The 21,020-nt window shown below is 67.3% G+C and carries 17 protein-coding genes; 8 read left to right on the top strand and 9 right to left on the bottom strand.

The window, feature by feature from the left end; all coding sequences use genetic code 11:
- The first annotated feature begins 3 nt into the window (after nucleotides 1-3).
- Together ASG67_RS15825 and ASG67_RS15830 are read left to right on the top strand one after the other, a co-directional pair.
- Nucleotides 4-1,773, top strand: coding sequence for a glycoside hydrolase family 15 protein (locus ASG67_RS15825; RefSeq protein ID WP_056532433.1), 1,770 nt, complete (start codon nucleotides 4-6; stop codon nucleotides 1,771-1,773).
- Entirely contained in the window at nucleotides 1,770-3,161 is a 1,392-nt protein-coding gene (locus tag ASG67_RS15830) for an alpha,alpha-trehalose-phosphate synthase (UDP-forming) (RefSeq protein WP_056532121.1), read from the top strand. The genes ASG67_RS15825 and ASG67_RS15830 overlap by 4 nt, the downstream gene beginning before the upstream one ends.
- A gap of 26 nt (nucleotides 3,162-3,187) precedes the next feature.
- On the opposite strand, the gene ASG67_RS15835 is transcribed toward ASG67_RS15830, so the two are convergent.
- Complete coding sequence (locus ASG67_RS15835) at nucleotides 3,188-4,282, bottom strand: mechanosensitive ion channel family protein (RefSeq protein ID WP_056532123.1); 1,095 nt, start codon at nucleotides 4,280-4,282, stop codon at nucleotides 3,188-3,190.
- A 166-nt stretch (nucleotides 4,283-4,448) separates the two neighbouring features.
- Between ASG67_RS15835 and ASG67_RS15840 the strand changes: the two genes are divergently transcribed.
- The 3 genes from ASG67_RS15840 to ASG67_RS15850 are packed head-to-tail and all read left to right on the top strand — an operon-like array spanning nucleotide 4,449 to nucleotide 7,533.
- Complete coding sequence (locus ASG67_RS15840; RefSeq protein ID WP_056532125.1) at nucleotides 4,449-6,032, top strand: sodium/sugar symporter; 1,584 nt, start codon at nucleotides 4,449-4,451, stop codon at nucleotides 6,030-6,032.
- Nucleotides 6,023-6,898: a 2-dehydro-3-deoxygalactonokinase gene (locus ASG67_RS15845; RefSeq protein WP_056532435.1), complete on the top strand. Its 876-nt coding sequence runs from the start codon at nucleotides 6,023-6,025 to the stop codon at nucleotides 6,896-6,898. The genes ASG67_RS15840 and ASG67_RS15845 overlap by 10 nt, the downstream gene beginning before the upstream one ends.
- On the top strand, nucleotides 6,895-7,533 hold the full coding sequence (locus ASG67_RS15850; protein WP_056532127.1) for a 2-dehydro-3-deoxy-6-phosphogalactonate aldolase: 639 nt from the start codon (nucleotides 6,895-6,897) through the stop codon (nucleotides 7,531-7,533). The genes ASG67_RS15845 and ASG67_RS15850 overlap by 4 nt, the downstream gene beginning before the upstream one ends.
- Before the next feature lie 112 nt (nucleotides 7,534-7,645).
- Here ASG67_RS15850 and ASG67_RS15855 read toward each other — a convergent pair whose 3' ends face one another.
- Complete coding sequence (locus tag ASG67_RS15855) at nucleotides 7,646-9,076, bottom strand: mannitol dehydrogenase family protein (RefSeq protein ID WP_235535253.1); 1,431 nt, start codon at nucleotides 9,074-9,076, stop codon at nucleotides 7,646-7,648.
- Nucleotides 9,073-10,581: a UxaA family hydrolase gene (locus ASG67_RS15860; protein WP_056532129.1), complete on the bottom strand. Its 1,509-nt coding sequence runs from the start codon at nucleotides 10,579-10,581 to the stop codon at nucleotides 9,073-9,075. The genes ASG67_RS15855 and ASG67_RS15860 overlap by 4 nt, the downstream gene beginning before the upstream one ends.
- Before the next feature lie 56 nt (nucleotides 10,582-10,637).
- Between ASG67_RS15860 and uxaC the strand changes: the two genes are divergently transcribed.
- Nucleotides 10,638-12,077 carry a glucuronate isomerase gene (gene uxaC, locus ASG67_RS15865; RefSeq protein WP_056532131.1) on the top strand — a complete coding sequence of 480 codons (1,440 nt, stop codon included), beginning with the start codon at nucleotides 10,638-10,640 and terminating at the stop codon, nucleotides 12,075-12,077.
- Between the two features lie 3 nt (nucleotides 12,078-12,080).
- On the opposite strand, the gene ASG67_RS15870 is transcribed toward uxaC, so the two are convergent.
- Together ASG67_RS15870 and ASG67_RS15875 are read right to left on the bottom strand one after the other, a co-directional pair.
- Nucleotides 12,081-13,901 (bottom strand): hypothetical protein, encoded by a 1,821-nt coding sequence (locus ASG67_RS15870; protein WP_156460861.1) that lies wholly within the window; start codon nucleotides 13,899-13,901, stop codon nucleotides 12,081-12,083.
- Nucleotides 13,898-14,128 carry a hypothetical protein gene (locus tag ASG67_RS15875; protein ID WP_156460862.1) on the bottom strand — a complete coding sequence of 77 codons (231 nt, stop codon included), beginning with the start codon at nucleotides 14,126-14,128 and terminating at the stop codon, nucleotides 13,898-13,900. Before ASG67_RS15875 ends, ASG67_RS15870 begins: the two co-directional genes overlap by 4 nt.
- A gap of 97 nt (nucleotides 14,129-14,225) precedes the next feature.
- Here ASG67_RS15875 and ASG67_RS15880 point away from each other — a divergent pair, with 97 nt between their 5' ends.
- Nucleotides 14,226-14,642 carry a hypothetical protein gene (locus tag ASG67_RS15880; RefSeq protein ID WP_235535254.1) on the top strand — a complete coding sequence of 139 codons (417 nt, stop codon included), beginning with the start codon at nucleotides 14,226-14,228 and terminating at the stop codon, nucleotides 14,640-14,642.
- A 62-nt stretch (nucleotides 14,643-14,704) separates the two neighbouring features.
- Here the strand turns inward: ASG67_RS15880 and zwf are convergent, their stop codons facing one another.
- Together zwf and ASG67_RS15890 are read right to left on the bottom strand one after the other, a co-directional pair.
- Nucleotides 14,705-16,198: a glucose-6-phosphate dehydrogenase gene (zwf, locus tag ASG67_RS15885; protein ID WP_082543585.1), complete on the bottom strand. Its 1,494-nt coding sequence runs from the start codon at nucleotides 16,196-16,198 to the stop codon at nucleotides 14,705-14,707.
- 65 nt (nucleotides 16,199-16,263) lie between these two features.
- Nucleotides 16,264-19,575 carry a glycoside hydrolase family 2 TIM barrel-domain containing protein gene (locus ASG67_RS15890; RefSeq protein ID WP_414887687.1) on the bottom strand — a complete coding sequence of 1,104 codons (3,312 nt, stop codon included), beginning with the start codon at nucleotides 19,573-19,575 and terminating at the stop codon, nucleotides 16,264-16,266.
- Between the two features lie 120 nt (nucleotides 19,576-19,695).
- Here ASG67_RS15890 and ASG67_RS15895 point away from each other — a divergent pair, with 120 nt between their 5' ends.
- Entirely contained in the window at nucleotides 19,696-20,232 is a 537-nt protein-coding gene (locus tag ASG67_RS15895) for a c-type cytochrome (protein ID WP_056532450.1), read from the top strand.
- 47 nt (nucleotides 20,233-20,279) lie between these two features.
- Here ASG67_RS15895 and ASG67_RS15900 read toward each other — a convergent pair whose 3' ends face one another.
- Together ASG67_RS15900 and ASG67_RS15905 are read right to left on the bottom strand one after the other, a co-directional pair.
- Nucleotides 20,280-20,525 carry a hypothetical protein gene (locus tag ASG67_RS15900; RefSeq protein WP_235535255.1) on the bottom strand — a complete coding sequence of 82 codons (246 nt, stop codon included), beginning with the start codon at nucleotides 20,523-20,525 and terminating at the stop codon, nucleotides 20,280-20,282.
- Between the two features lie 8 nt (nucleotides 20,526-20,533).
- Entirely contained in the window at nucleotides 20,534-21,016 is a 483-nt protein-coding gene (locus tag ASG67_RS15905; protein WP_056532135.1) for a TspO/MBR family protein, read from the bottom strand.
- Nucleotides 21,017-21,020 lie beyond the last annotated feature (4 nt).

Here is a 21,020-nt window from a genome sequence, read left to right on the forward strand (position 1 = left end):
GACATGAACCTGTGGCCGATCGGCAATTGCCAGGTGTCGGCGCTGGTCGATGCCACCGGCCGCTTCGTGTGGGGCTGCATCCCCCGCGTTGATGGCGATCCGGCGTTCAGCGCGCTGCTCGACGATGGCGATCCCGACACCGGCTATTGGTCGATCGACCTCGCCGATGCGGTGAAGACCGAACAGCGTTATCTGCGCAACACCCCGATCCTCGTCACCCGGCATGAGGATGCGGCCGGCAACGCGGTCGAGATCACCGATTTCTGCCCGCGTTTCCGCCGCAACGACCGCGATTACCGCCCCACCGCCTTTGCCCGCATCGTCCGCCCCGTGGCGGGATCGCCGCGCATCCGCATGGCACTGCGCGTCGCGACCGACTGGGGCAAGCCGACTAGCATCACCGCCGGCTCCAACCACATCCGCTTCCTGATGCGCGACCAGACCGTCCGTCTGACCACCACCGCCCCCATCGACCGCCTGCGCCGGGAGGAGTATTTCCGGCTGGAAAAGCCGCTCCGCTTCTTCCTCGGCCCCGATGAGAGCTTCGCGGGCAGCCTGGAATACGGCGTCGACATGATGCTCGACCAGACGCGTGACGAATGGCGGCAATGGGTCCGCGGCCTCGCGATCCCGCTGGAATGGCAGGACGTGGTGATCCGCGCCGCGATCACGCTGAAACTGTGCCAGCACGAGGAAACCGGCGCGATCGTCGCGGCGATGACGACCAGCCTGCCCGAACACGCCGATTCGGGCCGCAACTGGGATTACCGCTACTGCTGGATTCGCGACGCCTATTACACGGTGCAGGCGCTCAACCGGCTCGGCGCGCTCGACGTGCTGGAGGGATATCTCGAATATCTCCGCAACATCGTCGACGATGCCGATGGCGGTCATATCCAGCCGCTGTACGGCGTGTCGGGCGAGGCGGAACTGCCCGAACGCACCACCGACGATCTCGTCGGCTATCGCGGCATGGGGCCGGTCCGCGTCGGCAATCAGGCGTACGAACAGGTCCAGCACGACGCCTATGGCCAGATCGTCCTGTCCAACGTGCAGGCGTTCCACGACACCCGCCTCTATCGCCTGGCCAGCAAGGAAGATTTCAAGTCGCTGGAACGCGTCGGCGAACTCGCGTGGCAAGTCTATGACAAGCCCGATGCCGGCCTGTGGGAACTGCGCACCAAGGTCGCCGTCCACACCTATTCGGCGGCGATGTGCTGGGCTGCGTGCGACCGCCTCGCCAGCGCCGCCCGCGTGCTCGGCCTGACCGAACGCTGCCGCTTCTGGGACGATCGCGCGACCAAGATGCGTGCCAAGATCGAGCAGGAGGCATGGCGGGAGGACACCAAGCGCATGTCCGCGACGTTCGAGGGCGACGACCTCGACGCCAGCCTGATCGAACTGCTCGACCTGCGCTTCTTCACCCCCGACGATCCCCGTTTCCAGTCGACGCTGGAGGCGGTGGAGAAGGGACTGCGGCGCGGCGCCTACATGCTCCGCTACGACAGCGAGGATGATTTCGGCCTGCCCAAGACCGCGTTCAACGTCTGCACCTTCTGGCTGATCGAGGCGCTGCACGCGACCGGCCGCCGCGACGACGCCCGCGCTCTGTTCGAGGAGATGGTGGCCCGTCGTACCCCCGCCGGCCTGTTGTCGGAGGATATCGACCCCACCTCCGGCGAGCTGTGGGGAAACTATCCGCAGACCTATTCGCTTGTCGGACTCATCAATTGCGCCGGACTGTTGAGCGAACCCTGGAGTAAAGTACGTTGAGCCGCCTTGTCGTCATCTCGAACCGTGTCGCTGTGCCCAAGGCGGACGCCAGCGGCAATCAGGGCGGCCTCGCCGTCGCGCTGCTATCGGCGCTGCGCGAACATGGCGGCATCTGGTTCGGCTGGTCGGGCGACACGACCGAGCAGTTCACCGGCGAAATCCACCGGACCGAGGGCGGCGGCGTCACCACCGCGACGATCGATCTGGAGGAGCAGGATCTCGACGAATATTATAACGGCTACGCCAACCGCACCTTGTGGCCACTGTTCCACTACCGCATCGACCTGACCGAATTCGAACGCGATTTCGCCGGCGGCTACAGCCGTGTGAACAAGCGCTTCGCCGATACGGTCATGCCGCTGATCGATCATGACGACCTCGTCTGGGTCCATGATTATCATCTGATCCCGCTCGGTCGTGAACTGCGCGATCGCGGGCTGAAGAACCGGCTCGGCTTCTTCCTCCACACGCCGTGGCCGCCCGCGCGTCTGCTGACCTCGCTGCCCAGCCACCGCAAGCTGGTGGAATCGCTGTTCGCCTATGACGTCGTCGGCTTCCACACCGAGGACTGGCTCGACAGCTTCCGCCGCTACGTCGTCGACATTCTCGAAGGCACGATCGACGAGGACGGGTGCGCCGTCGTCGGCGATCGCCGCGTCCATGCGATCGTCGCGCCGATCGGCATCGATACCGCAGAGTTCGAGGCCGCCGCCCAGTCGAAGGAAGCCCGCTTCGTCTGCGACCGGATGCACATGTCGTCCACCGGCCGCAGCCTGATCGTCGGCGTCGACCGGCTCGATTATTCCAAGGGCCTGCGTGAACGGCTGTTGGGGTACGAACGCTTCCTCGCCAACAATCCCGATCGCCGCGCGCTCGTCTATCTGCTCCAGATCGCACCGCCCAGCCGCGCGACGGTCGACACCTATCAGGAAATTCGCAGCGACCTCGACGCCCTGTCGGGCCGAATCAACGGCGAATATGCCGATATCGACTGGGTGCCGATCCGTTACGTCAACCAGGGCTATCCGCGGCAGGAACTCGCCGGCATCTACCGCGCCGCCCGCATCGCGCTGGTGACGCCGCTTCGCGACGGCATGAACCTCGTCGCCAAGGAATATGTCGCGGCACAGGACCCAAGTGATCCCGGCGTCCTGATCCTCTCCACCTTCGCCGGCGCCGCCGCGCAGATGAAGGAGGCGGTGCTGGTCAACCCCTACAGTGCCGAGGATATGGCCGATGCCATCGTCAAGGCACTGGAAATGCCGCTCGACGAACGCAAGCGCCGCTGGGAAGCGATGATCGACGGTCTCCGCCGCGAGGACGTGTTCTGGTGGTGCCGCCTGTTTCTCGACGCGCTGGAGGGCAAGAAGGTAAAGGAATCCGCCTGACCGCCGCGTCTTCGCGAGCGTGATCCCTACAGCCGCCGCCCATCCTGTTGCGGCGACGCTGGCGCCTCCGGAAACAGGATGCGCCCGCGGGGCATCGCTTCGGGCATCTCGTCGCGGATGAATGCCAGCACCGCCTCGCGCACCTCGCACCGCAGGTCGAAACTGATCGAGGCATTCTTGGCGGTCATCAGCCCGCGGATCTCCACCGCATCGGCCTTCACGTCCGTTACCTGGCAGTTCCAGAACCGCTGATCCCACAACGTGCTCGCCTGCACCGCGCGGCCCACCGCCTCGCGGATACGGGCGACATCGGCGCCGGGATCGACATACCAGAACACGGATCCCAGCAACTGGCTCGTCTCGCGCGTCCAGTTCTGGAAACTCTCCTCCAGAAACTTCGACACTGGCACCACCAGCCGTCGTTCGTCCCACAGGCGGATGACGACGAAGGTCAGCCGGATTTCCTCGATCCGCCCCCATTCGCCCGCCACGATCACCACGTCGTCCAGCCGGATCGGCTCGGTAAAGGCCATCTGCACGCCGGCGATCAGGTTCTTCAGCGCCGGTTGCGCCGCCGCACCCACCACCAGTCCCGCGATACCCGCCGACGCCATCAGCGTGACGCCGATCGTGCGGATGCCCGGTACGCTCAGCAGCATCAGGCACACCGTCACGAAGATGATGAAGAACGACGATATCCGCCCCAGGATCGTCGCCCGCGTCCGCTTGCGCCGCGCGGCCAGATTGTCCTCGACGCTGATGTCGGCTTGCAGCTCGACGATCCGCTGCACCGCGCGCATGCCCGCGATCGCCGACCAGCCGAGCAGCGCCGGCACGGCGAAGCCCAGCAACTGCTCCCACAATTCCCGCACATCGCGGTCCATCGGCAACGTGCGCGCGGCAAAGCTGACCGCGATCGACACGAACACCCATTGCGACGGCCGCCGTATCTCGCCCAGCACCGTCGCCCGCGCCTCGCGCGTCCGTCGCCGGCCGGTGCGCATCGCCACCCGCATCACCAGCCAGTGCACTGCCAGCGCCACCAGCACCGCCAACGAGACGATCGCGACGCTCTGCGCCCAGACCCATTCGTGCGGCACACGCCAGTTCGATATCTTCATTGTCCCTCAACCGGGTCGAACCCCGCCGGTTCCGCAGTGCAGCATAAACGTCGCCGCCAGGTCCGGCGGGTTGCGCGCCGCCCCGCGCCGCTGCTAGGCTCGCTTATCATATATATGCGACTGCCGCCGGCATGGCGGCGGCGTTCGGGGAAGGAAGCCGCCAGCGATGCATCTCGCCACCATCGATATCGTGGTCGTCGCGATCTATTTCGTGTTCATCTTCGGCCTCGCGCAATATGTCTCGCGCGACAAGGCGGGGGCGGGCCCGAAGAACACGACGGATTACTTCCTCGCCTCGAAAAGCCTGCCGTGGTGGGCGATCGGCACCTCGCTGATCGCGGCCAACATCTCGGCCGAACAGATCGTCGGCATGTCGGGATCGGGCTATGCCATCGGCCTCGCCATCGCGTCGTATGAATGGATGGCGGCGCTGACGCTGCTGATCGTCGGCAAGTTCTTCCTGCCGATCTTCCTGAAGAACGAAATCTACACGATGCCCCAGTTCCTGGAACGGCGGTACGGCCCGTCGATCCGCACGCTGATGGCGCTGTTCTGGCTGGCGCTCTACGTCTTTGTGAACCTCACCTCGATCATCTGGCTGGGTTCGATCGCCGTCACGAAGGTCGCCGGCATCGACCAGAACATCGCCCTCGTCATCCTCGGCCTCTTCGCGCTGGTGTACCAGCTGCGCGGCGGGCTGAAGGCGGTGGCGCTGACCGACATCGTGCAGGTCGCGCTGCTGGTGATGGGCGGCCTCGTCGTCGCGTACTTGACGCTGGACGAGATCGGTGCGGGCGCGGGCGTGCTCGCCGGCTGGAGCAAGCTGACCACCGCCGTCCCCGATCACTTCCACATGATCCTGAAAAAGGGCGATCCGTTCTACATGGACCTGCCCGGCCTGTCGGTGCTGATCGGCGGCATGTGGATCGCCAACCTCAGCTATTGGGGTTTCAACCAGTACATCATCCAGCGCGCGCTCGCCGCCAAGTCGCTGCCCGAAGCGCAGAAGGGCGTGATGTTCGCCGCCTTCCTGAAACTGGTGATGCCGCTCGTCATCGTCCTGCCCGGCATCGCCGCCGTCGTGCTGGCCCCCGATCTGGCCAAGCCGGACGAGGCGTATCCCACGATGATGCGCCTGCTGCCCTCGGGCCTGCTCGGCCTCGTCTTCGCGGCGCTGATCGCCGCGATCATCGCGTCGACGGCATCGAAGATCAATTCGATCGCCACGATCTTCACCCTCGATCTCTATTCGAAGCGGCGCGGCTATGTCGCGGGCAAGGAAGGCGAGGACCGGCATCTGGTCATGGTCGGCCGGATCACCGCCACGGTCGCGATCCTGATTGCCATCGCCACCGCCCGCCCGCTGCTCGGCGCGTCGGATCAGGCGTTTCAGTTCATCCAGGAATTCACCGGCTTCTTTACGCCGGGCATCACCACGATCTTCCTGCTCGGCCTGTTCTGGAAGCGCGCGAACGAGGCGGGCGCCCTGGCCGCCGCCGCCGGATCGGTGCTGCTGTCCTGGGGGTTCAAGGTCATGGCGCCGGGCCTGCCGTTCATGGACCGGATGGGCATCGTCTTCCTGCTCACCGTCGTGCTGGCGGTAGTCGTCTCGCTCGTCGCCAAACAGGCCCGCGCCGGCACCGACACGATCGATACCGCCAGCGTCAGCTATCGCACCACGACAGGCTTCAACGTCGGCGCGATCGCGGTTATCCTGATCCTGGTGGCGCTGTACGCGACCTGGTGGTGAGCCAGCCCGCCTTCTTGGCGGTCGACTGGGGCACCACCAACCGCCGCTGCTATGCGATCGACGCCGATGGCGGCGTGATCGCCACCGATCGTGACGCGCGCGGCATCCTGTCGGTGCCGACGGGCGGCTTTTCGGCAGAGGTCGCGGCGATGCGCGACCGGTTTGGCGACTTGGCCGTCCTGTGCGCGGGCATGGTCGGATCGACACGTGGCTGGGTGGAGGCACCCTATGTCGCCTGCCCCGCCACGCTCGCCGATCTCGCCGCCAGCTTGATCTGGGCGGAACCCGGCCGCACCGCGATCGTCCCCGGCGTGAAGGACGATGCGCCGGACGTGATGCGCGGCGAGGAGGTCCAGTTGCTCGGCGCCGTCGCCGCCGGCCTCGCCCCGCCGAACGCGCTGCTCTGCCAGCCCGGCACCCACAGCAAATGGGCGACGATCGCGGACGGCGCGATCACCGGCTTCAGCACCGCGATGACTGGCGAGCTGTTCGCCCTGCTCCGCGACCGCAGCCTTCTGACCGATTTCATGGCCGGCCCGGTCGATGACGGTCCCGCCTTCCGCGACGGCCTCTCCCTCGCCGATCGCGGCACCCCCCTCACCAGCCTGTTCGGTGAGCGTGCCGGCGCCGTCCTCGGCCGCAATCCCGCCGGCGACGTGGCGGCGCGCGTCAGTGGTCTGCTGATCGGCAGCGACGTCCGCGAACGATCGCTGGCCCCCGGCGCCACCGTCCACATCCTCGCCGAACCCGGTCTGGCCGCGCTCTATGCTGCCGCCGTCCGCCATGCCGGCGCCACGCCGGTCGCGGTCGACAGCCATGCCGCCTTCCTCGCCGGCATCACCGCCATCTGGAGACTGGCCGCATGACCACCCCCGACATGCAGCGAGCCGAACTGCGCGCCGCCCTGACCCGCTGTCCCCTCGTCGCCATCCTGCGCGGCATCACCCCGCCAGAGGTCGATGCGGTTGGCGACGCCCTGGTGGACGCCGGGTTTTCGATGATTGAGGTGCCGCTGAATTCCCCCGATCCCTTCGCCAGCATCGCCCGGCTGGTCGCCCGCCTCGGCGACCGCGCGCTGGTCGGTGCCGGCACCGTCCTGACGGTCGAGGACGTCGCCCGCCTGCGCGACACCGGCGCGCGGCTGATGATCTCGCCCAACACGAACCCCGCCGTCATCGCCGCCGCCGCCGACGCCGGCCTGATCGCGCTGCCCGGCTATTTTACCCCCAGCGAAGCCTTCGCCGCCCTTGCCGCCGGCGCCGCCGGCCTGAAGCTGTTCCCCGCCGAGGCTGCCTCCCCGCCCGTCATCAAGGCCCACCGCGCCGTCCTGCCAAGGGACGTGCCGATCCTGGCGGTTGGCGGCATGACGCCCGACACGATTCCGGAATGGCGCGACGTCTGCGACGGTTTCGGCCTGGGCTCGGCGCTCTACAAACCCGGACAGGATGCCGCCACGGTGGCCCAACAGGCGACCCGCTTCGTGGAAGCCATCGCGCGCTAGGCTGTCCTACAGCCCCTCGCTCCGCTATACCGCGGACGATCGCTTTTTCTCATCACCGCCAACCCAGCCCGCGCTAGCAAACCCGCGCGAAACTCACGTTTTTGGTGTAACTTTAGCCTAACTTTCCGATCGCCGCCCGAACCCCTTCGACCGTCGCCATCCCCGCATGCGCCGCCACCAGCGCCCGCCGAAACTCCGCATCCCCGATCAGCGCCGGCGGAAACACACCACTCCGCTCGACCAGCGCATCCGGATCACCGGCCAGCGGCACCAGCGTCGCCGCCGCCGGATCGACCAGCGCCGCCGCCGGTGGCCGGGGCAGTGCCAGGAATCGTATCCACGCCGCGATCGGCACCACCAGCCGGTCGACCGGCCGTCCCGCCGCCCGCGCCTCGGCGATCGTCGCCAGCAACCTGAACGGCAGCTTCTGTGATCCGTCCCACGCGATCTGCGCCAACAGGTGCCGGATCGCCGGATTGCGGAACCGGTCGAGGATCGCGCCGACATAGGCGGCCGTATCCAGCCCCGGCGTCTCTCCCAGCGTCGGCGCGATGTCGCCGCGCATCATCGTCTCCACGAACCGCGCCAGCGCCGGATCGCCCATCGCGTCACGCACCGTCTCATGCCCCAGCAGCAGGCCGATATACGCCAGCGAGGAATGCGCCCCGTTCAGCAGGCGCAGCTTCGCCTCCTCGAACCCGGTCACGTCGCCCACGAACTGCGCGCCCGCCAGATCGAACGGCGGCCGCTCGCCGGCGAAATCGTCCTCGATCACCCATTGTGTGAACCGTTCCCGCTGGATCGGCCACGCATCCTCGATCCCCGCCGCCGCGACCCGCGCACGCAGATCGTCATCGGTCGCCGGCGTGATCGAATCGACCATCGAGCTGGGGAATCGCACCGCGTCGGCGATCCACCGCGCCAGATCGCCATCGATCGCCGCCGCATAATCGCCCACCGCCCGCGCCAGACGCCGGCCGTTGCCCGCCAGATTGTCGCACGACAGCACCGTCAGTCCGCCGGCACCCTCCCGCCGCCGCCGCGACAGTCCATCCACCAGCCGCCCGACGAAGCTGGTCGCCGCCGCCGGATCGGCCAGATCGCGCGCGATCGCCGGATTGTCGCGGTCCAGCCCGCCATCGGCGGTCAGGCAATATCCCTTCTCGGTCACCGTCGCCGTCACCAGCCGCGTCGTCGGCGCGGCCAGACGCCGGGCGAACGCATCGCCGTCGCCCCGCGTCAGCAGTTCGACGATCGACCCTACGAGCTGCAACCGCATCTCCTCACCCAGCAGCGCCAGTGTGTAGAGCCCATCCTGCGGCCGCAGCGCATCAGCCACGTCGGTGGAATTCAGCGCCATCGCGCTGATCGCCCAGCGCGGATCGTCGCCCAGGATCGCATCGACATACGCCGCCTGATGCGCCCGGTGGAACGCCCCCGGCCCGACATGCACGATGCCCGGCACCAGCGTTGCACGATCATAACCGGGACGGCTCACGCCCATCGGCAGGGCAGACAGGGTCGCATTCGACAGGACGGTCAAAGGGTCACTCCACGCTTCCAGAGCGCGATTTCCCGCTCCTCGTTGATCTCGTTCTTCGCCGGCTCACCCGATGCCACCGCGCAGATGCGGTCCAGCAACGCCTCCGCCGTGGCGTCCAGCCCGTCGTCCAGCACGCTGCCCGCATCGAAGTCGATCCAGCCCGGCTTGCGCGTCGCCAGATCATGGTTCGTCGCCAGCTTCATGGTCGGCACCGGACTGCCCAGCGGCGTCCCCCGGCCGGTGGAAAACAGCGTCAGCGTCGCCCCCGCCGCCGCCAGCGCCGTCGTGGACACCGCGTCGTTCCCCGGCGCCTCCAGCACGATCAGGCCCGGCCGCCGCACCTGCTCGCCATACCCCAGCACATCGGTCACCGCCGCGCGGCCGCCCTTCTGCACCGCGCCCAGCGATTTCTCCTCCAGCGTGGTGATCCCGCCCTCGACATTGCCGGGGCTGGGATTCTCGGAAATCGGCTCGCCATGGTCCAGAAAGTACCGCTTGAAATCGTTCACCAGCACGACCAGCCGGTCGAACACCGCCTCGTCCGTCGCCCGTGCCATCAACAGGCGCTCGGCCCCGAACATTTCGGGGATCTCGGTCAGGATCGCCGTCCCCCCCGCCGCCGTCACCGCATCGGCGGCCCGTCCGATTAGCGGATTGGCGGTCAGCCCGCTGAACCCGTCTGACCCGCCGCATTTCAGCCCGAGCCGCAGCGCATCCAGCCCCACCGGCGTCCGTCGATCCGCACCTGCGATCTCGGCCAGCTCGGCGATCGCCCGCGCCGCATCGCCATGCTCGTCCGCGCTCAACTGCGCCCCGACGCTGCGGATGCGGTCGCGGCGTTCGGGCGGCAACCGTTCCAGCAATGCCGATAGCTGGTTCTCCTCGCACCCCAGTCCCAGCAACAGCACCCCGCCCGCATTGGGATGACACGCCAGCGCCGCCAGCACCCGCGCCGTGCCGTCCAGATCGTCGCCCAACTGCGAACACCCGAACGGATGCGCAAAGGCGAGAACATCTTCGACACCCGCTGTCGCCGCCGCCTTCATCGCCACCCGCTGCGCCGTGCGACCGACACAGCCCACGGTCGGGATGACCCAGATCTGGTTGCGCGTCCCGACCGATCCATCAGCCCGGATGTAGCCATCGAAACCGCGCGATCGACCTGCCGGCCGCGGCGAAACAGGGGTGGGCTGATACTTATATGGCTCCTCCCCCACCAGCTTCGTCGCGACATTATGGCTGTGGACGTGCGCGCCCGCCGCGATCGCTTGGGTCGCCCGACCGATCGGCCAGCCATAGCGGCGCACATCCTCGCCCGCGGCGATCGCCGTCAACGCGATCTTGTGTCCCGTCACCACCGGGTCCACGACCGTGACCGCGATGCCGGCGACGTTCACCGTCTCCCCCGGCATCAGCGGGCGCAAGGCGACGCCGACCTGATCGGCAGGATCGACCCGCACCAGCGGCGGCAGGTCGGCAACGGATGGGGAGGGTAAGGATGACATTGCCAGAGCGATAGCATCTGTGCCATCGCTGGCACAAGCCAGCAGGATTATCGATCATGACGCGCCTGACCCTGAACCCCGACCGCCTTTTTCCCGCCGATCCGGCCACGCGCGACATCGCCCGCGCACTGTACGCCAATGTCGCGACGCTGCCGATCGTCAGCCCGCACGGCCATACCGATCCCGCCTGGTTCGCCACCGATGCGCCTTGGGAGAATGCGACCGACCTGTTGCTGGCGCCCGATCACTATCTCTACCGGATGCTCTACAGCCAGGGCATCGCGCTCGATACGCTGGCGGTGCCTGCCCATGGCAAGCCATCCACCACCGATCGCCGCGCGGCTTGGCGGGTGTTCGCCAGTAACCAGCATCTGTTTCGCGGCACGCCCTCGCGGATGTGGCTGGACCATGTCTTCGCGGAGGTTTTCGGCTTCGACGTGACGCTCTCCGCCGACACCGCCGACCTGTATTTCGACCGGATCGGCGAGCTGCTCGCGACCCCCGCCTTCCGCCCCCGCGCGCTGTTCGACAGGTTCGGGATCGAACTGATCGCCACGACCGAAGGCGCGCACGACACGCTGGAGCATCACGAGGCGATCCGCCGGTCCGGCTGGCAGGGCAAGGTCGTCACCGCCTATCGCCCCGACGCGGTGATCGATGCCGATCACGAGGATTTCCGCAGCGCCCTCGCCCGCTTCGCCGAGTTGACCGGCGAGGACGTCGGCGAGTGGCGCGGCTATCTGGCTGCGCACCGCGCGCGGCGTCAGGCGTTCATCGCGATGGGCGCGACCTCGTCCGACCATGGCCACCCGACCGCCGCGACCGCCGACCTGTCCGCCGTCGACACCAAGGCACTGTTCGCCACCGTCATGCACGGCACGCCGACCCCGGCGGAGGCGGAGTTGTTCCGCGCCCAGATGCTGACCGAGATGGCACGGATGAGCCTCGACGACGGGCTGGTGATGCAGATCCATCCCGGTTCGTCGCGCAACCACAATCGCTGGCTGCACGGCGCCTATGGCCGCGACAAGGGCGCCGATATCCCCACCCGCACCGATTACGTCGCCGCGCTGAAGCCGCTGCTCGGCCGTTTCGGCAACGAAGCCGGGCTGTCGATCATCCTCTTCACGCTCGACGAGACCGCTTATGCCCGCGAACTCGCGCCGCTGGCGGGCCATTATCCCTGCCTGAAGCTGGGTCCAGCCTGGTGGTTCCACGATTCACCAGAGGGGATGCGCCGTTTCCGCGAGATGACGACGGAAACCGCCGGTTTCTACAACACCGTCGGCTTCAACGACGACACCCGCGCCTTCCTGTCGATCCCGGCGCGACACGACATGGCCCGGCGGATCGATTGTGGCTTTCTCGCCCGCCTCGTCGCCGAGGGACGGATGAGCGACGACGATGCGGCAGAAACTGCGATCGACCTCGCCTACAATCTCGTCCGGCGCGCCTATAAGCTGGACGGCGGCATCGGACTGGCCGACGCCGCCTGACGGTCAGGCGGGTGGAGGCGGCGGTGTCGCCGCTGCCGTCGCCATCGCCTCGCGCCCTTCCTCGATCAGGTCGCCGATCTCGCCGGCCGGACTGGCCGAGGGTAGCGAGGCCATCGCCTTGGCCAGCGCGGCGGGATCAACCGTATCCGGCATGGCGGTCAACAGCGCGAACGCCGCCGCCGTGGGCAGGGTGGCGAACGACGCGGCATAACGGGCGTGCAACCGGGTCAGCGCCGGCTCGCGCCGCAGCATAGCCAGCGCGATCGCATGGCGCAGGACCACCGCCTGCCCGACATCGCTGAGCTTGCCCGGCGCGGGCAGGGCCGACTCGCCGACCTCGGCCAGATGCGCCCAGTCGCGTGCCTGCCAGTGGATTTCCGCCGCGATCCCCGCCGCATCGGGCACGTCCTGCAACGCCGCCAGTGCCTCTGCCCGGCGACCAAGGATATCGAGCGCTGCCGCCTCCACCCGCCGCCGGTCGGCCAGCATCGATGCGGGATACGCCACCTGATCCGTCTCGCGCAGCGACCGCACCGCCAGTTCGGGCCGGCCCGCCAAGATCCGCAGCGTGGCGACCCGCACCGACAGCGGCCCTTGTTCGATGTCCTGCGCCGTCGCGGTCAGGCGATACTGCAACAGATCGGCCGCGCGCATGTATAGCCCGGCGCCCTGCAACCGGTCGATCAGGCTGTCGACCAGCCGATCGCCCGCCGCCCCCGCCGGCGCCAGATCGCGATAATCCCAGAACAGCCCCGCCGCCTGGGGCAGCGGCAGCTTTGATTGGGGCGACAGTGCGGTCGCCAGCAACCCGCGCAGTTGTTCGGACAGGGCACCGGCATCCGGCCCCGCCGCGCCATAACGGAACAGCGCCGCCCCCGCCGCCAGCGCCGCCGACGTGTCATGCATCTTCATCGCCAGATCGAGCCGCAGGTGCAGCGCCTGCTTCTCCACCTCGTCGCCGCGCCAGGTGAAGGTCAGCCGATCGAGCCGCTTTGCCGCCTCCGCGGTCGGCACAGTGTGGCCGGCGAGATCGACACGGAGGGTGGCGAGTTCGGCGGCGGCGCGCTGTTCGGCATCGCCGCTCAGCGCCACGCGGGCCAGCCGCAGCTTGCCCTCCTGCGTATCGTTCAGCGCCAGCATCGCCTCACCGCGCAGCAAATTGGCGGCCGGGTCCTGATCGGGGAGTATCGCCAGCCAGTCGATCACGGGCCGGTTCTGGCCCAGCGCCACCCCGGCCGTCGCCACCGCCAGAATGAACGGATATCGCCCGCGCCACCCGCGCGCGTTCAGCGCGGGCATCGCACAATGCAGTTGCGCCAGCGCCCGTCGCGACTGCCCCTGCGCCGTCAGCGCGCGCAATCGCCACAGGCAGGATTCTGCGTCGCTCACGAGCATCGGATCGGCGAGCGCAGCCATACCGTCCTCCAGATGAGCGGCCTGAATGGCGGCGACACCCTTTGCGCGCAACCAGCCCGGCACCAGCGACAGATCGGGATCGTCGGCGCGCATCACCTCCAGCGCCCCCAGCGCATCCGCGCCGCGCCCGTCCGCGATCAAGCTGTTCGCGAAGTCCCAGCGCGCGCCCTGCCGCTCGGCGGACGACGCGGCGGCCAGTCGCGACCACCCCTCCGCCCGCGACATCTTTGGCCACGCCGCCGCCCCCGCCGGCATGGGCCGCTCCGCCAATGCCGCCGCGAAACCGGGCAGCACGGGACCGCCGCGCGCGCCATGCGACGGTGCGGAAGGGAGCGGGGCAGCATCGGGCGCTGACGAATGCCCCGCCGACGCCGCCGCAACCGAGGCAGCGAGCAAGAGCCGGATCATAATGGCCCCAGCCGCGCGACCGCGACCCCGCCACCGATGCACCCCGCCATGAACAACAGGACCGGCAACAGGCGGGCGAGCTTGCTACCCTTGGCCGCCACGCCGCCGGCTGGAGAACCTGCGGCGGCGACCGGCGTGCCTTGGGCGGGCTGGCCCAGCACACCGGTCGATCCGGCACCCCCTCCCGCCTGCATCCGTACGCGACCGGGTTTCTGATCCTGACTCATCGCCCGTCCTTAACCATCCGCTTAAACGCAATTATAGGCCGTGGCGGGCATAGCCGGTCGTGGCGCATGGTTCGCGCCGCCGTTCGGGACGTTGTCGATGATCGCTGTGCGCCAATTACCGATCCTCGCCGCGATGCTGTCGCTAGCCGTACTGCCGGCGACCGCGCTGGCATCCGGCCATGGCGGCGGCGGCGAAGGCGGCGGCATCAACCTGGTCGAAATGAAGCCGATCGACGTGCCGATCGTCGAGGGTAACCGGTCAGACGCGCGCCTGCGCCTCAAGCTGGTCCTGCGCGCCGCAGACGCCCCCGACGCCGCGAAGATCACCGCCGACATGCCCGCCCTACGCGAAGCCGCACTGGCGGGGGCGAGCGAATTCGCCCGCCTGCATGCGTCACCCTATGTCGCCGTCGATGCGGAAATGCTGGTCCACGACCTGACCGCGACGCTGCACCAGCGCGATCCCGGCATCACCGCTGTCCTGCTGGTCGAGGTAGTCGCCAGCGCTGCTTGATGTTCCCTCTCCCACCGGGAGAGGGAGGGAGCGGCAACACCGCGGAAGGGTGGGGTGGCTCCTTAATCCGGCGCAGTCAGATCGTGCCAAACCCGCCCATCACGCTCGATTAGATCAGCCGCTGCCTGCGGCCCCGCGCTTCCTGCGGCATACCCATCCGGCTTACCCTCCGCCCATACGTCGAGGAACGGCTGCACCGCCGCCCATCCCGCCTCGATCGCATCGGCGCGTTGAAACAGCGTTTGGTCGCCGGTGAACAGGTCGTACAGCAACGTCTCGTATCCGGTCAGCGCGGCGATCCCGAAACGATCGGCATAATGGAAATCGAGACTCACCGGCGCGGTCTGCACCGCCAGCCCCGGCCGCTTGATCAGCATCTCCATGCTCAATCCTTCATCGGGCTGCACCTGGATGATGAGCCGATTGGGCGGCAACCGTTCCGCCCCCATGCCGCCGAACTGCGCATAGGGCACGTGCTTGAACGTCACGACCACCTCGGTATCGCGCGTGGTCATCGCCTTGCCCGTCCGCAGGTAGAACGGCACGCCCGCCCAGCGCCACGTATCGACCATCAGTTTCAGCGCGACATAGGTTTCGGTCGTGCTGTCCGGCGAGACGCCGTCTGCGGATTGATACGCCGCGACCGGCTTGCCCTGCACCTCGCCCGCGCCATACACGCCGCGCACGCCGTTCGCGCGCGCATCATCTGGGTGATAGACGCGGATCGCCTTCAGCGCCTTGCCCTTTTCATCGCGGATCGCCTCGGCGTCAAAGCTGTTGGGCGGCTCCATCGCCACCATCGCGAGCAACTGGAACAGATGGTTCGGCACCATGTCGCGCAGCGCGCCGGTAGGGTCGTAGAAGCTGCCGCGCGTGCCGACATCCACCGTCTCGGCGGCGGTGATCTGGATATGGTCGATGCTGTTGCTGGTCCACAGCGTCTCGATCATAGTGTTCGCGAAGCGCGCCGTCATGATGTTCTGGACCGTCTCCTTGCCCAGAAAATGGTCGATGCGGAACAGCTGCCGCTCCGCCACCTTGCCGAGCATCCGCGCGTTCAGCGCCTGTGCGGAGGCCAGATCGTGGCCGAACGGCTTCTCCACCGCGATCCGGCGGAACGCGTCGTCGCCCTCGCGCATCAAACCATGATCCGCTAGCTTGTCGACGATATCGCCGAAGAAGCGTGGCGGCACCGCGAGGTAAAAGGCGATATTGCCCGACAGCCGCGTCGTCAGCGTTTCGTAGATCGCGTCTTTCGTGAAATCGCCCGCCAGGTAATCGATGCGCCCGCGCAGGCGGTCCCACGCCGCGCCCCTCTCCACCGCGCCCTCGCCCCCCGCCTCGGCATGGAAGGAATCGAGCGAGGCGCGCAGATCCTCCGCGTTGCGATCCTCGATGCCGATGCCCAGCACGGTCAGGTCGTCGCCCGCCATCCCCAGCCGCGTCATGTTGATGATCGCCGGCACCAGCAACCGGCGGGTCAGATCGCCCGTCGCGCCGAAGATGACGAGCGTGACCGGCGGCGCGGACGGGACATGGATGTCGGGCGTGGGCAAGAAGGCGCTCCCTGTGATGGACCAGCAATGACCGCCCAACGATGCAAAGCGCCGTGCGTTGCCCGCTATCGCCCGGCGACCGGTTCCAGCCGAAACCCGAAGCGATGCTCGGTCAGCGCAACCCGGTACGCTGGCATCGGCTGGCCCGACGCGTTCCACGTCGTGTTGCCGCCGACCCCCGCCTGCGCGCCGTCGATCAACAGCGTGCCGTCACCGTGCGGCCGCACGTCGCTGCTCTTCCACGTCCCAGGCGGGCGCCGGTAGAGATCGGCATAGGGAAAGGCGAGCGCATTCATCATCAGCGGCGTGTCGCCGACAACGCGAAGCCCTGTGCCTCGGCCGGCTCCATTCCCCGTCAACGCCAGCCAGCGCACATCGACCTTATTGCCGGTATCCTGCGGCCGGATATAATCGTGATACTGATCCGCCAGCGGCGCCTGCCACAACCCGATCGCCGCACCCGATTTACGATCGACGTAATTCTCGTGCGGCCCCCGCCCATACCAGGCCAGCGTCGCCAGCCGCGACGGCGTCGTATAGGCGAAACCGACACGCAGCGGCGGCGGCAGGTCGGGCTTCAGCGGCACGAACCGCCCCTCGACCGCAACACTCCCATCCCCGACCATTCGGTACGTCGCATCGACGGTCGCAGCGCCATCGCCCAATGCATAACGAACCGTCACCGCCGCTCCCGCGCTGCCCGCCGGCGTGATCGTTACCGAATCCACCCGGCGGCGTTCCGACATCGTCCGCCACACCGCCTGCTTCTCGTTCGATCCGGTGCCCAGATCGTTATCGGTCGGCGCGCGATAGAAATTGGGCGCGCCTCCCGCCAACAGCGTCGCGCCGCCCGACTGATATCCGTCGACCAGCCCGGTGCGGCGATCGATCGTCAAGCTGGCCTGTCCGGCCGACATCGTAATTGCCGCCGCCGACTCCGCGACCCGGACCGCGCCGGCCACCGTCTTCGGTAATGCTGGCACACCGCCGAGCGCGAACTGCTCCCAGCCGACGACCTGACCCGCCGGCACCAGCGGGATGGAATCCGCCTTCGCGCGCGCCCGGATCGTCAGTTGGTAATCCACGCCGCGCGCCTGGGTCAGCCGCGGCAGCGCCAGCGAAACGGTCTGGCGGCTGCGGGCGGCAGTGGCAATGCGGGGCAGGTCGCCCTTGGCGATCGATCGCCCGTCGGCCGTCACCTCCCAATCGAACGCGAAGCCCGACAGGTCACGGAAATCATGCCGGTTGATAACCGCGATCCGCCCCGCTTTCGCATCGACGGCGGCGAACTGGATCGGCGAATAGACCTTTTCCAGCTCGAACAGCGCCGGATTGGGCGTGCGATCCGACTGGATCAGGCCGTCGCCGAATTCGATCTCGCCGCCGGGATTCGGGCCATATTCGCCGCCATCGCCCCAATACCGCCGACCCGCCTTGTCGTACCGGTACATCGACTGGTCCACCCAGTCCCAGATAAAACCACCCTGCAACCGGTCGGGATGCGCATAGATCGCGTTCCAGTAATCGATCAGGTTGCCGCCTGAATTCCCCTGCATGTGCGCATATTCGCACTGGATCATCGGCTGCTTCAGCTCGGTATGCTTCGCGTAATCGAGCATCTGATCGACGGTGTCGTACATCGGCGCATAAATATCGACGAACGGGTTGGGCCGGTGATCCTCCAGCTGCGTCCAGCCCAGGAACGAGATCAACCGCGTCGGATCGAGCGCCCGCGCCGCCGCGGCGGCCGCCTCGAAATTGGGCCCGTTGCCCGATTCGTTGCCCAGCGACCAGAAGATGATCGACGGATGGTTCTTGTCGCGTTCGACCATGTTGACGACGCGGCTGATCTGCGCCGCCCGCCAAGCGGGGTCGTACCCGATCTCGTACTTGGTCCGATCGACATCATTACGGCGCGCATTGATGAGATAGCCGTGGCTCTCGATATTCGCCTCGTCCATCACGTACAGGCCGTATTCGTCAGCTAGGTCATAGAGCCGTTCGTCGTTCGGATAATGCGAGGTACGCAGCGCGTTGATGTTGGCGCGCTTAATCAGTTCGATGTCCCGGCGCATCGACGCTTCCGAGATCACGTGAAACGTCTCGGGATCATGCTCGTGCCGGTTGACGCCGCGGATCATGATCGGCCGACCGTTGACGGTGACGACACCACCCCGGATCGCCACGTCGCGAAAGCCGATGCGCCGCGCGGTCGCCTGCACCACACGGCCCTGCGCATCCACCAGTTCGACCAGCAAGGTATACAGCGACGGCGTCTCGGCGGTCCACGCCAGCACGCCCGGCACCGCGCCGGTCAGATGCAGTGTCGCCCCGACGACGGGCGCGGCGCGCGTCAGTACCGTCCGCGTCCCGTCCATCACCGTCGCCCGCGCGGTCATCCCCTGCGTGGCGCCGGTCAGGTCCAGCGCCACGTCGAGCGTCCCGTCGCGATACCCGTTCGCCAGCCCCGCCGTCACGCCCGTATCGGCAATGCGCGCCTTGGGCGCGGCCATCATCCACACCGACCGTTCGATCCCCGACACGCGCCAGAAATCCTGATCCTCCAGATACGACCCGTCCGACCAGCGATAGATCTGGATCGCCACGGTGTTTCGCCCCGGCCGGACGAAGCGGGTAACGTCGAACTCGCTCGGCAGCTTGGAGTCCTCGGAATAACCGACCCGCTCGCCATTCACCCACACATAATAGGCCGATCCCGCCGCACCGATATGCAGGATCACGTCCTGCCCCGCCCAGCCGGCCGGCATCGTCATATCGCGGCGATAGGAACCGACCGGATTGGTCGCATGTGGGATCAGCGGGCGATTGGCGGGAAATGGATAGGTGATGTTGTTGTAACGCGGCTGGTCATATCCTTCCGCCTGCCAGTCCGCCGGCACCTTGATGTCCTTCCAGCGCGACACATCGTAATCGGTCCGGAAGAAATCCTTCGGCGCACGATCCGCGTCGGCGGCAAAGGCGAACTTCCACTGCCCGTCCAGTGACACGAACCGGCTCGACCGCGATGGATCGCGCGCGATCGCCAACGCCCGCGTCTCGAATGGAAAGCCGGTGGCGCGTGCCGGCAGCTTGCCGATCGCGAAGACCGCCGGGTTCTCCCAGTCCGGCCGCGCGGTATCGACCTGCGGCTGGATCGGCATGATCGTCTTCTGCGCCGCCGCCGGCGCCACCAGCAGCGCGATACCCAACGCCGCTGATCGGGCCGTACGCCGCCACTGGGTTGGCCCTGCTCGCCCCGTCGTCTTCGCTGCCATCATGCCCATCGCCGGCCTCTCCCCGCAATCGTCACGCATCACCAGGCGCGCGATCGGAGCCAGCGATAGCAGCGTCCCGCCGGAAAGCGAGACACGCAACATATCATCCTCCCATGTCACTTTTTCCCATGATCTGCGTTGTAAAGACTATTGGACAATTACTCGGGACACGGCGACAATGGGGCGACGGGAGTAGAGTCCGCAGTGGAGAGGAACGGGATGATGCATTCTGGATCGAAAACGCGTTTTGGACGACTGGCCTTTGGTGTGGGCCTGTCTGCACTGGCCCTGGCCGCTTGTTCCAAAAAGGCCGAGGAGACGAGTACCGCGACCGCACCCAGCGCCGCGGCCACGGCAGAGGTAGCCGCCGCGGCACCGGCAGCGCCCGCTGCGGCCGCCGCCCCCGCTGCCGACAACACCGACACGATTTCCGGCGTCAAATATGCCAGCTTCACCGGCGACGCGGCCAAGGGCAAGGTGGCTTTCGTTACCTGCCAAACGTGTCATTCGATCGAAGCGGGCGTGAATAAGATCGGCCCGTCGCTGCACGCGGTCGTCGGTCGCGCGGCCGGGACTATCGCCGGCTTCAATTACACCGCCGCCAACAAGAACAGTGGTATCACCTGGACGCCCGAAAAGCTGTTCCAGTATCTCGAAAATCCGCAGCGCGTGGTGCCGGGTACGAAGATGACCTTTGCCGGCTTCTCCGATCCGCAGAAGCGTGCGGACGTGATCGCGTATCTGAAAACGAATTCCTGAATCGGCCAGCCGGCCCGGCGATTGACGTCGCCGGGCCGCATCCGTGCTCAGCGCTGCCGCATTAAGTCGGCAAGATGCACCGGAAACGACAACAGCAATGCTGTCATGACCCAGCGCCAGTCATGGCCGGTCAGCGCGAAGCGCAATGCCACCAGCATCAGGATGCCTGGCCCCAGTCGCAGCAGCGCGTCGACCGGTCGCCACTCGCGCCCGATTATCAGCCACACCAGTTCAGCCGCGATCACCACCAGCACGATATCGACGGCATGACCGCTGGCGAACAGCCACGCCATCGCCGCGCTCAGCCGAACGGTCCGTTCAACCGCACGATCGTCATGTTCAGATATCCGGCGAACGTCACCCACATCAGATAAGGCACCAACAGGACCGCACCTGTCATCGACCGGCGCCAGATCACGACCATCAGCGCCGCGACGGACAGCCATAGCCCCACCACCTCGATCAGCGCCCAGTCGGGCCGATGCAGGCGAAAGAACAACAGGCTCCACAGGATATTCAGGAAGCCGTTCAGCGCGAACATCCCCAGCAACCACTCTCGCTCGCGCGAACTCGGGGTCGCCAGCCAGGCGGTGACGCCGGCCAGCGCCGTCACCGAATAGATCGCGGTCCACGCCACGCCATATACGATGTCGGGCGGTGCCCAGCGCGGCTGGATCAGGCTGCGATACCAGGGCCCGATATCGGTGATCGTCGCCCCCAATACGGCGACCATGACGGCCAGCAGACCCGCGATCACGATCGGGAATATCCAGGCACGGCTCATGCCG

The sequence above is a fragment of the Sphingomonas sp. Leaf339 genome (genome assembly GCF_001426195.1).
GTDB lineage: Bacteria > Pseudomonadota > Alphaproteobacteria > Sphingomonadales > Sphingomonadaceae > Sphingomonas.

What these genes read in the sequence shown, in the direction of transcription:
- ASG67_RS15905 (WP_056532135.1), bottom strand. Translation starts at nt 21,016, where the DNA reads ATGAGCCGTGCCTGGATATTCCCGATCGTGATCGCGGGTCTGCTGGCC.
- ASG67_RS15870 (WP_156460861.1), bottom strand. Translation starts at nt 13,901, where the DNA reads ATGATCCGGCTCTTGCTCGCTGCCTCGGTTGCGGCGGCGTCGGCGGGG.
- ASG67_RS15890 (WP_414887687.1), bottom strand. Translation starts at nt 19,575, where the DNA reads ATGTTGCGTGTCTCGCTTTCCGGCGGGACGCTGCTATCGCTGGCTCCG.
- uxaC (WP_056532131.1), top strand. Translation starts at nt 10,638, where the DNA reads ATGACGCGCCTGACCCTGAACCCCGACCGCCTTTTTCCCGCCGATCCG.
- ASG67_RS15840 (WP_056532125.1), top strand. Translation starts at nt 4,449, where the DNA reads ATGCATCTCGCCACCATCGATATCGTGGTCGTCGCGATCTATTTCGTG.
- ASG67_RS15900 (WP_235535255.1), bottom strand. Translation starts at nt 20,525, where the DNA reads ATGGCGTGGCTGTTCGCCAGCGGTCATGCCGTCGATATCGTGCTGGTG.
- ASG67_RS15850 (WP_056532127.1), top strand. Translation starts at nt 6,895, where the DNA reads ATGACCACCCCCGACATGCAGCGAGCCGAACTGCGCGCCGCCCTGACC.
- ASG67_RS15825 (WP_056532433.1), top strand. Translation starts at nt 4, where the DNA reads ATGAACCTGTGGCCGATCGGCAATTGCCAGGTGTCGGCGCTGGTCGAT.
- ASG67_RS15875 (WP_156460862.1), bottom strand. Translation starts at nt 14,128, where the DNA reads ATGAGTCAGGATCAGAAACCCGGTCGCGTACGGATGCAGGCGGGAGGG.
- ASG67_RS15835 (WP_056532123.1), bottom strand. Translation starts at nt 4,282, where the DNA reads ATGAAGATATCGAACTGGCGTGTGCCGCACGAATGGGTCTGGGCGCAG.
- ASG67_RS15860 (WP_056532129.1), bottom strand. Translation starts at nt 10,581, where the DNA reads ATGTCATCCTTACCCTCCCCATCCGTTGCCGACCTGCCGCCGCTGGTG.
- ASG67_RS15895 (WP_056532450.1), top strand. Translation starts at nt 19,696, where the DNA reads ATGCATTCTGGATCGAAAACGCGTTTTGGACGACTGGCCTTTGGTGTG.
- ASG67_RS15880 (WP_235535254.1), top strand. Translation starts at nt 14,226, where the DNA reads ATGATCGCTGTGCGCCAATTACCGATCCTCGCCGCGATGCTGTCGCTA.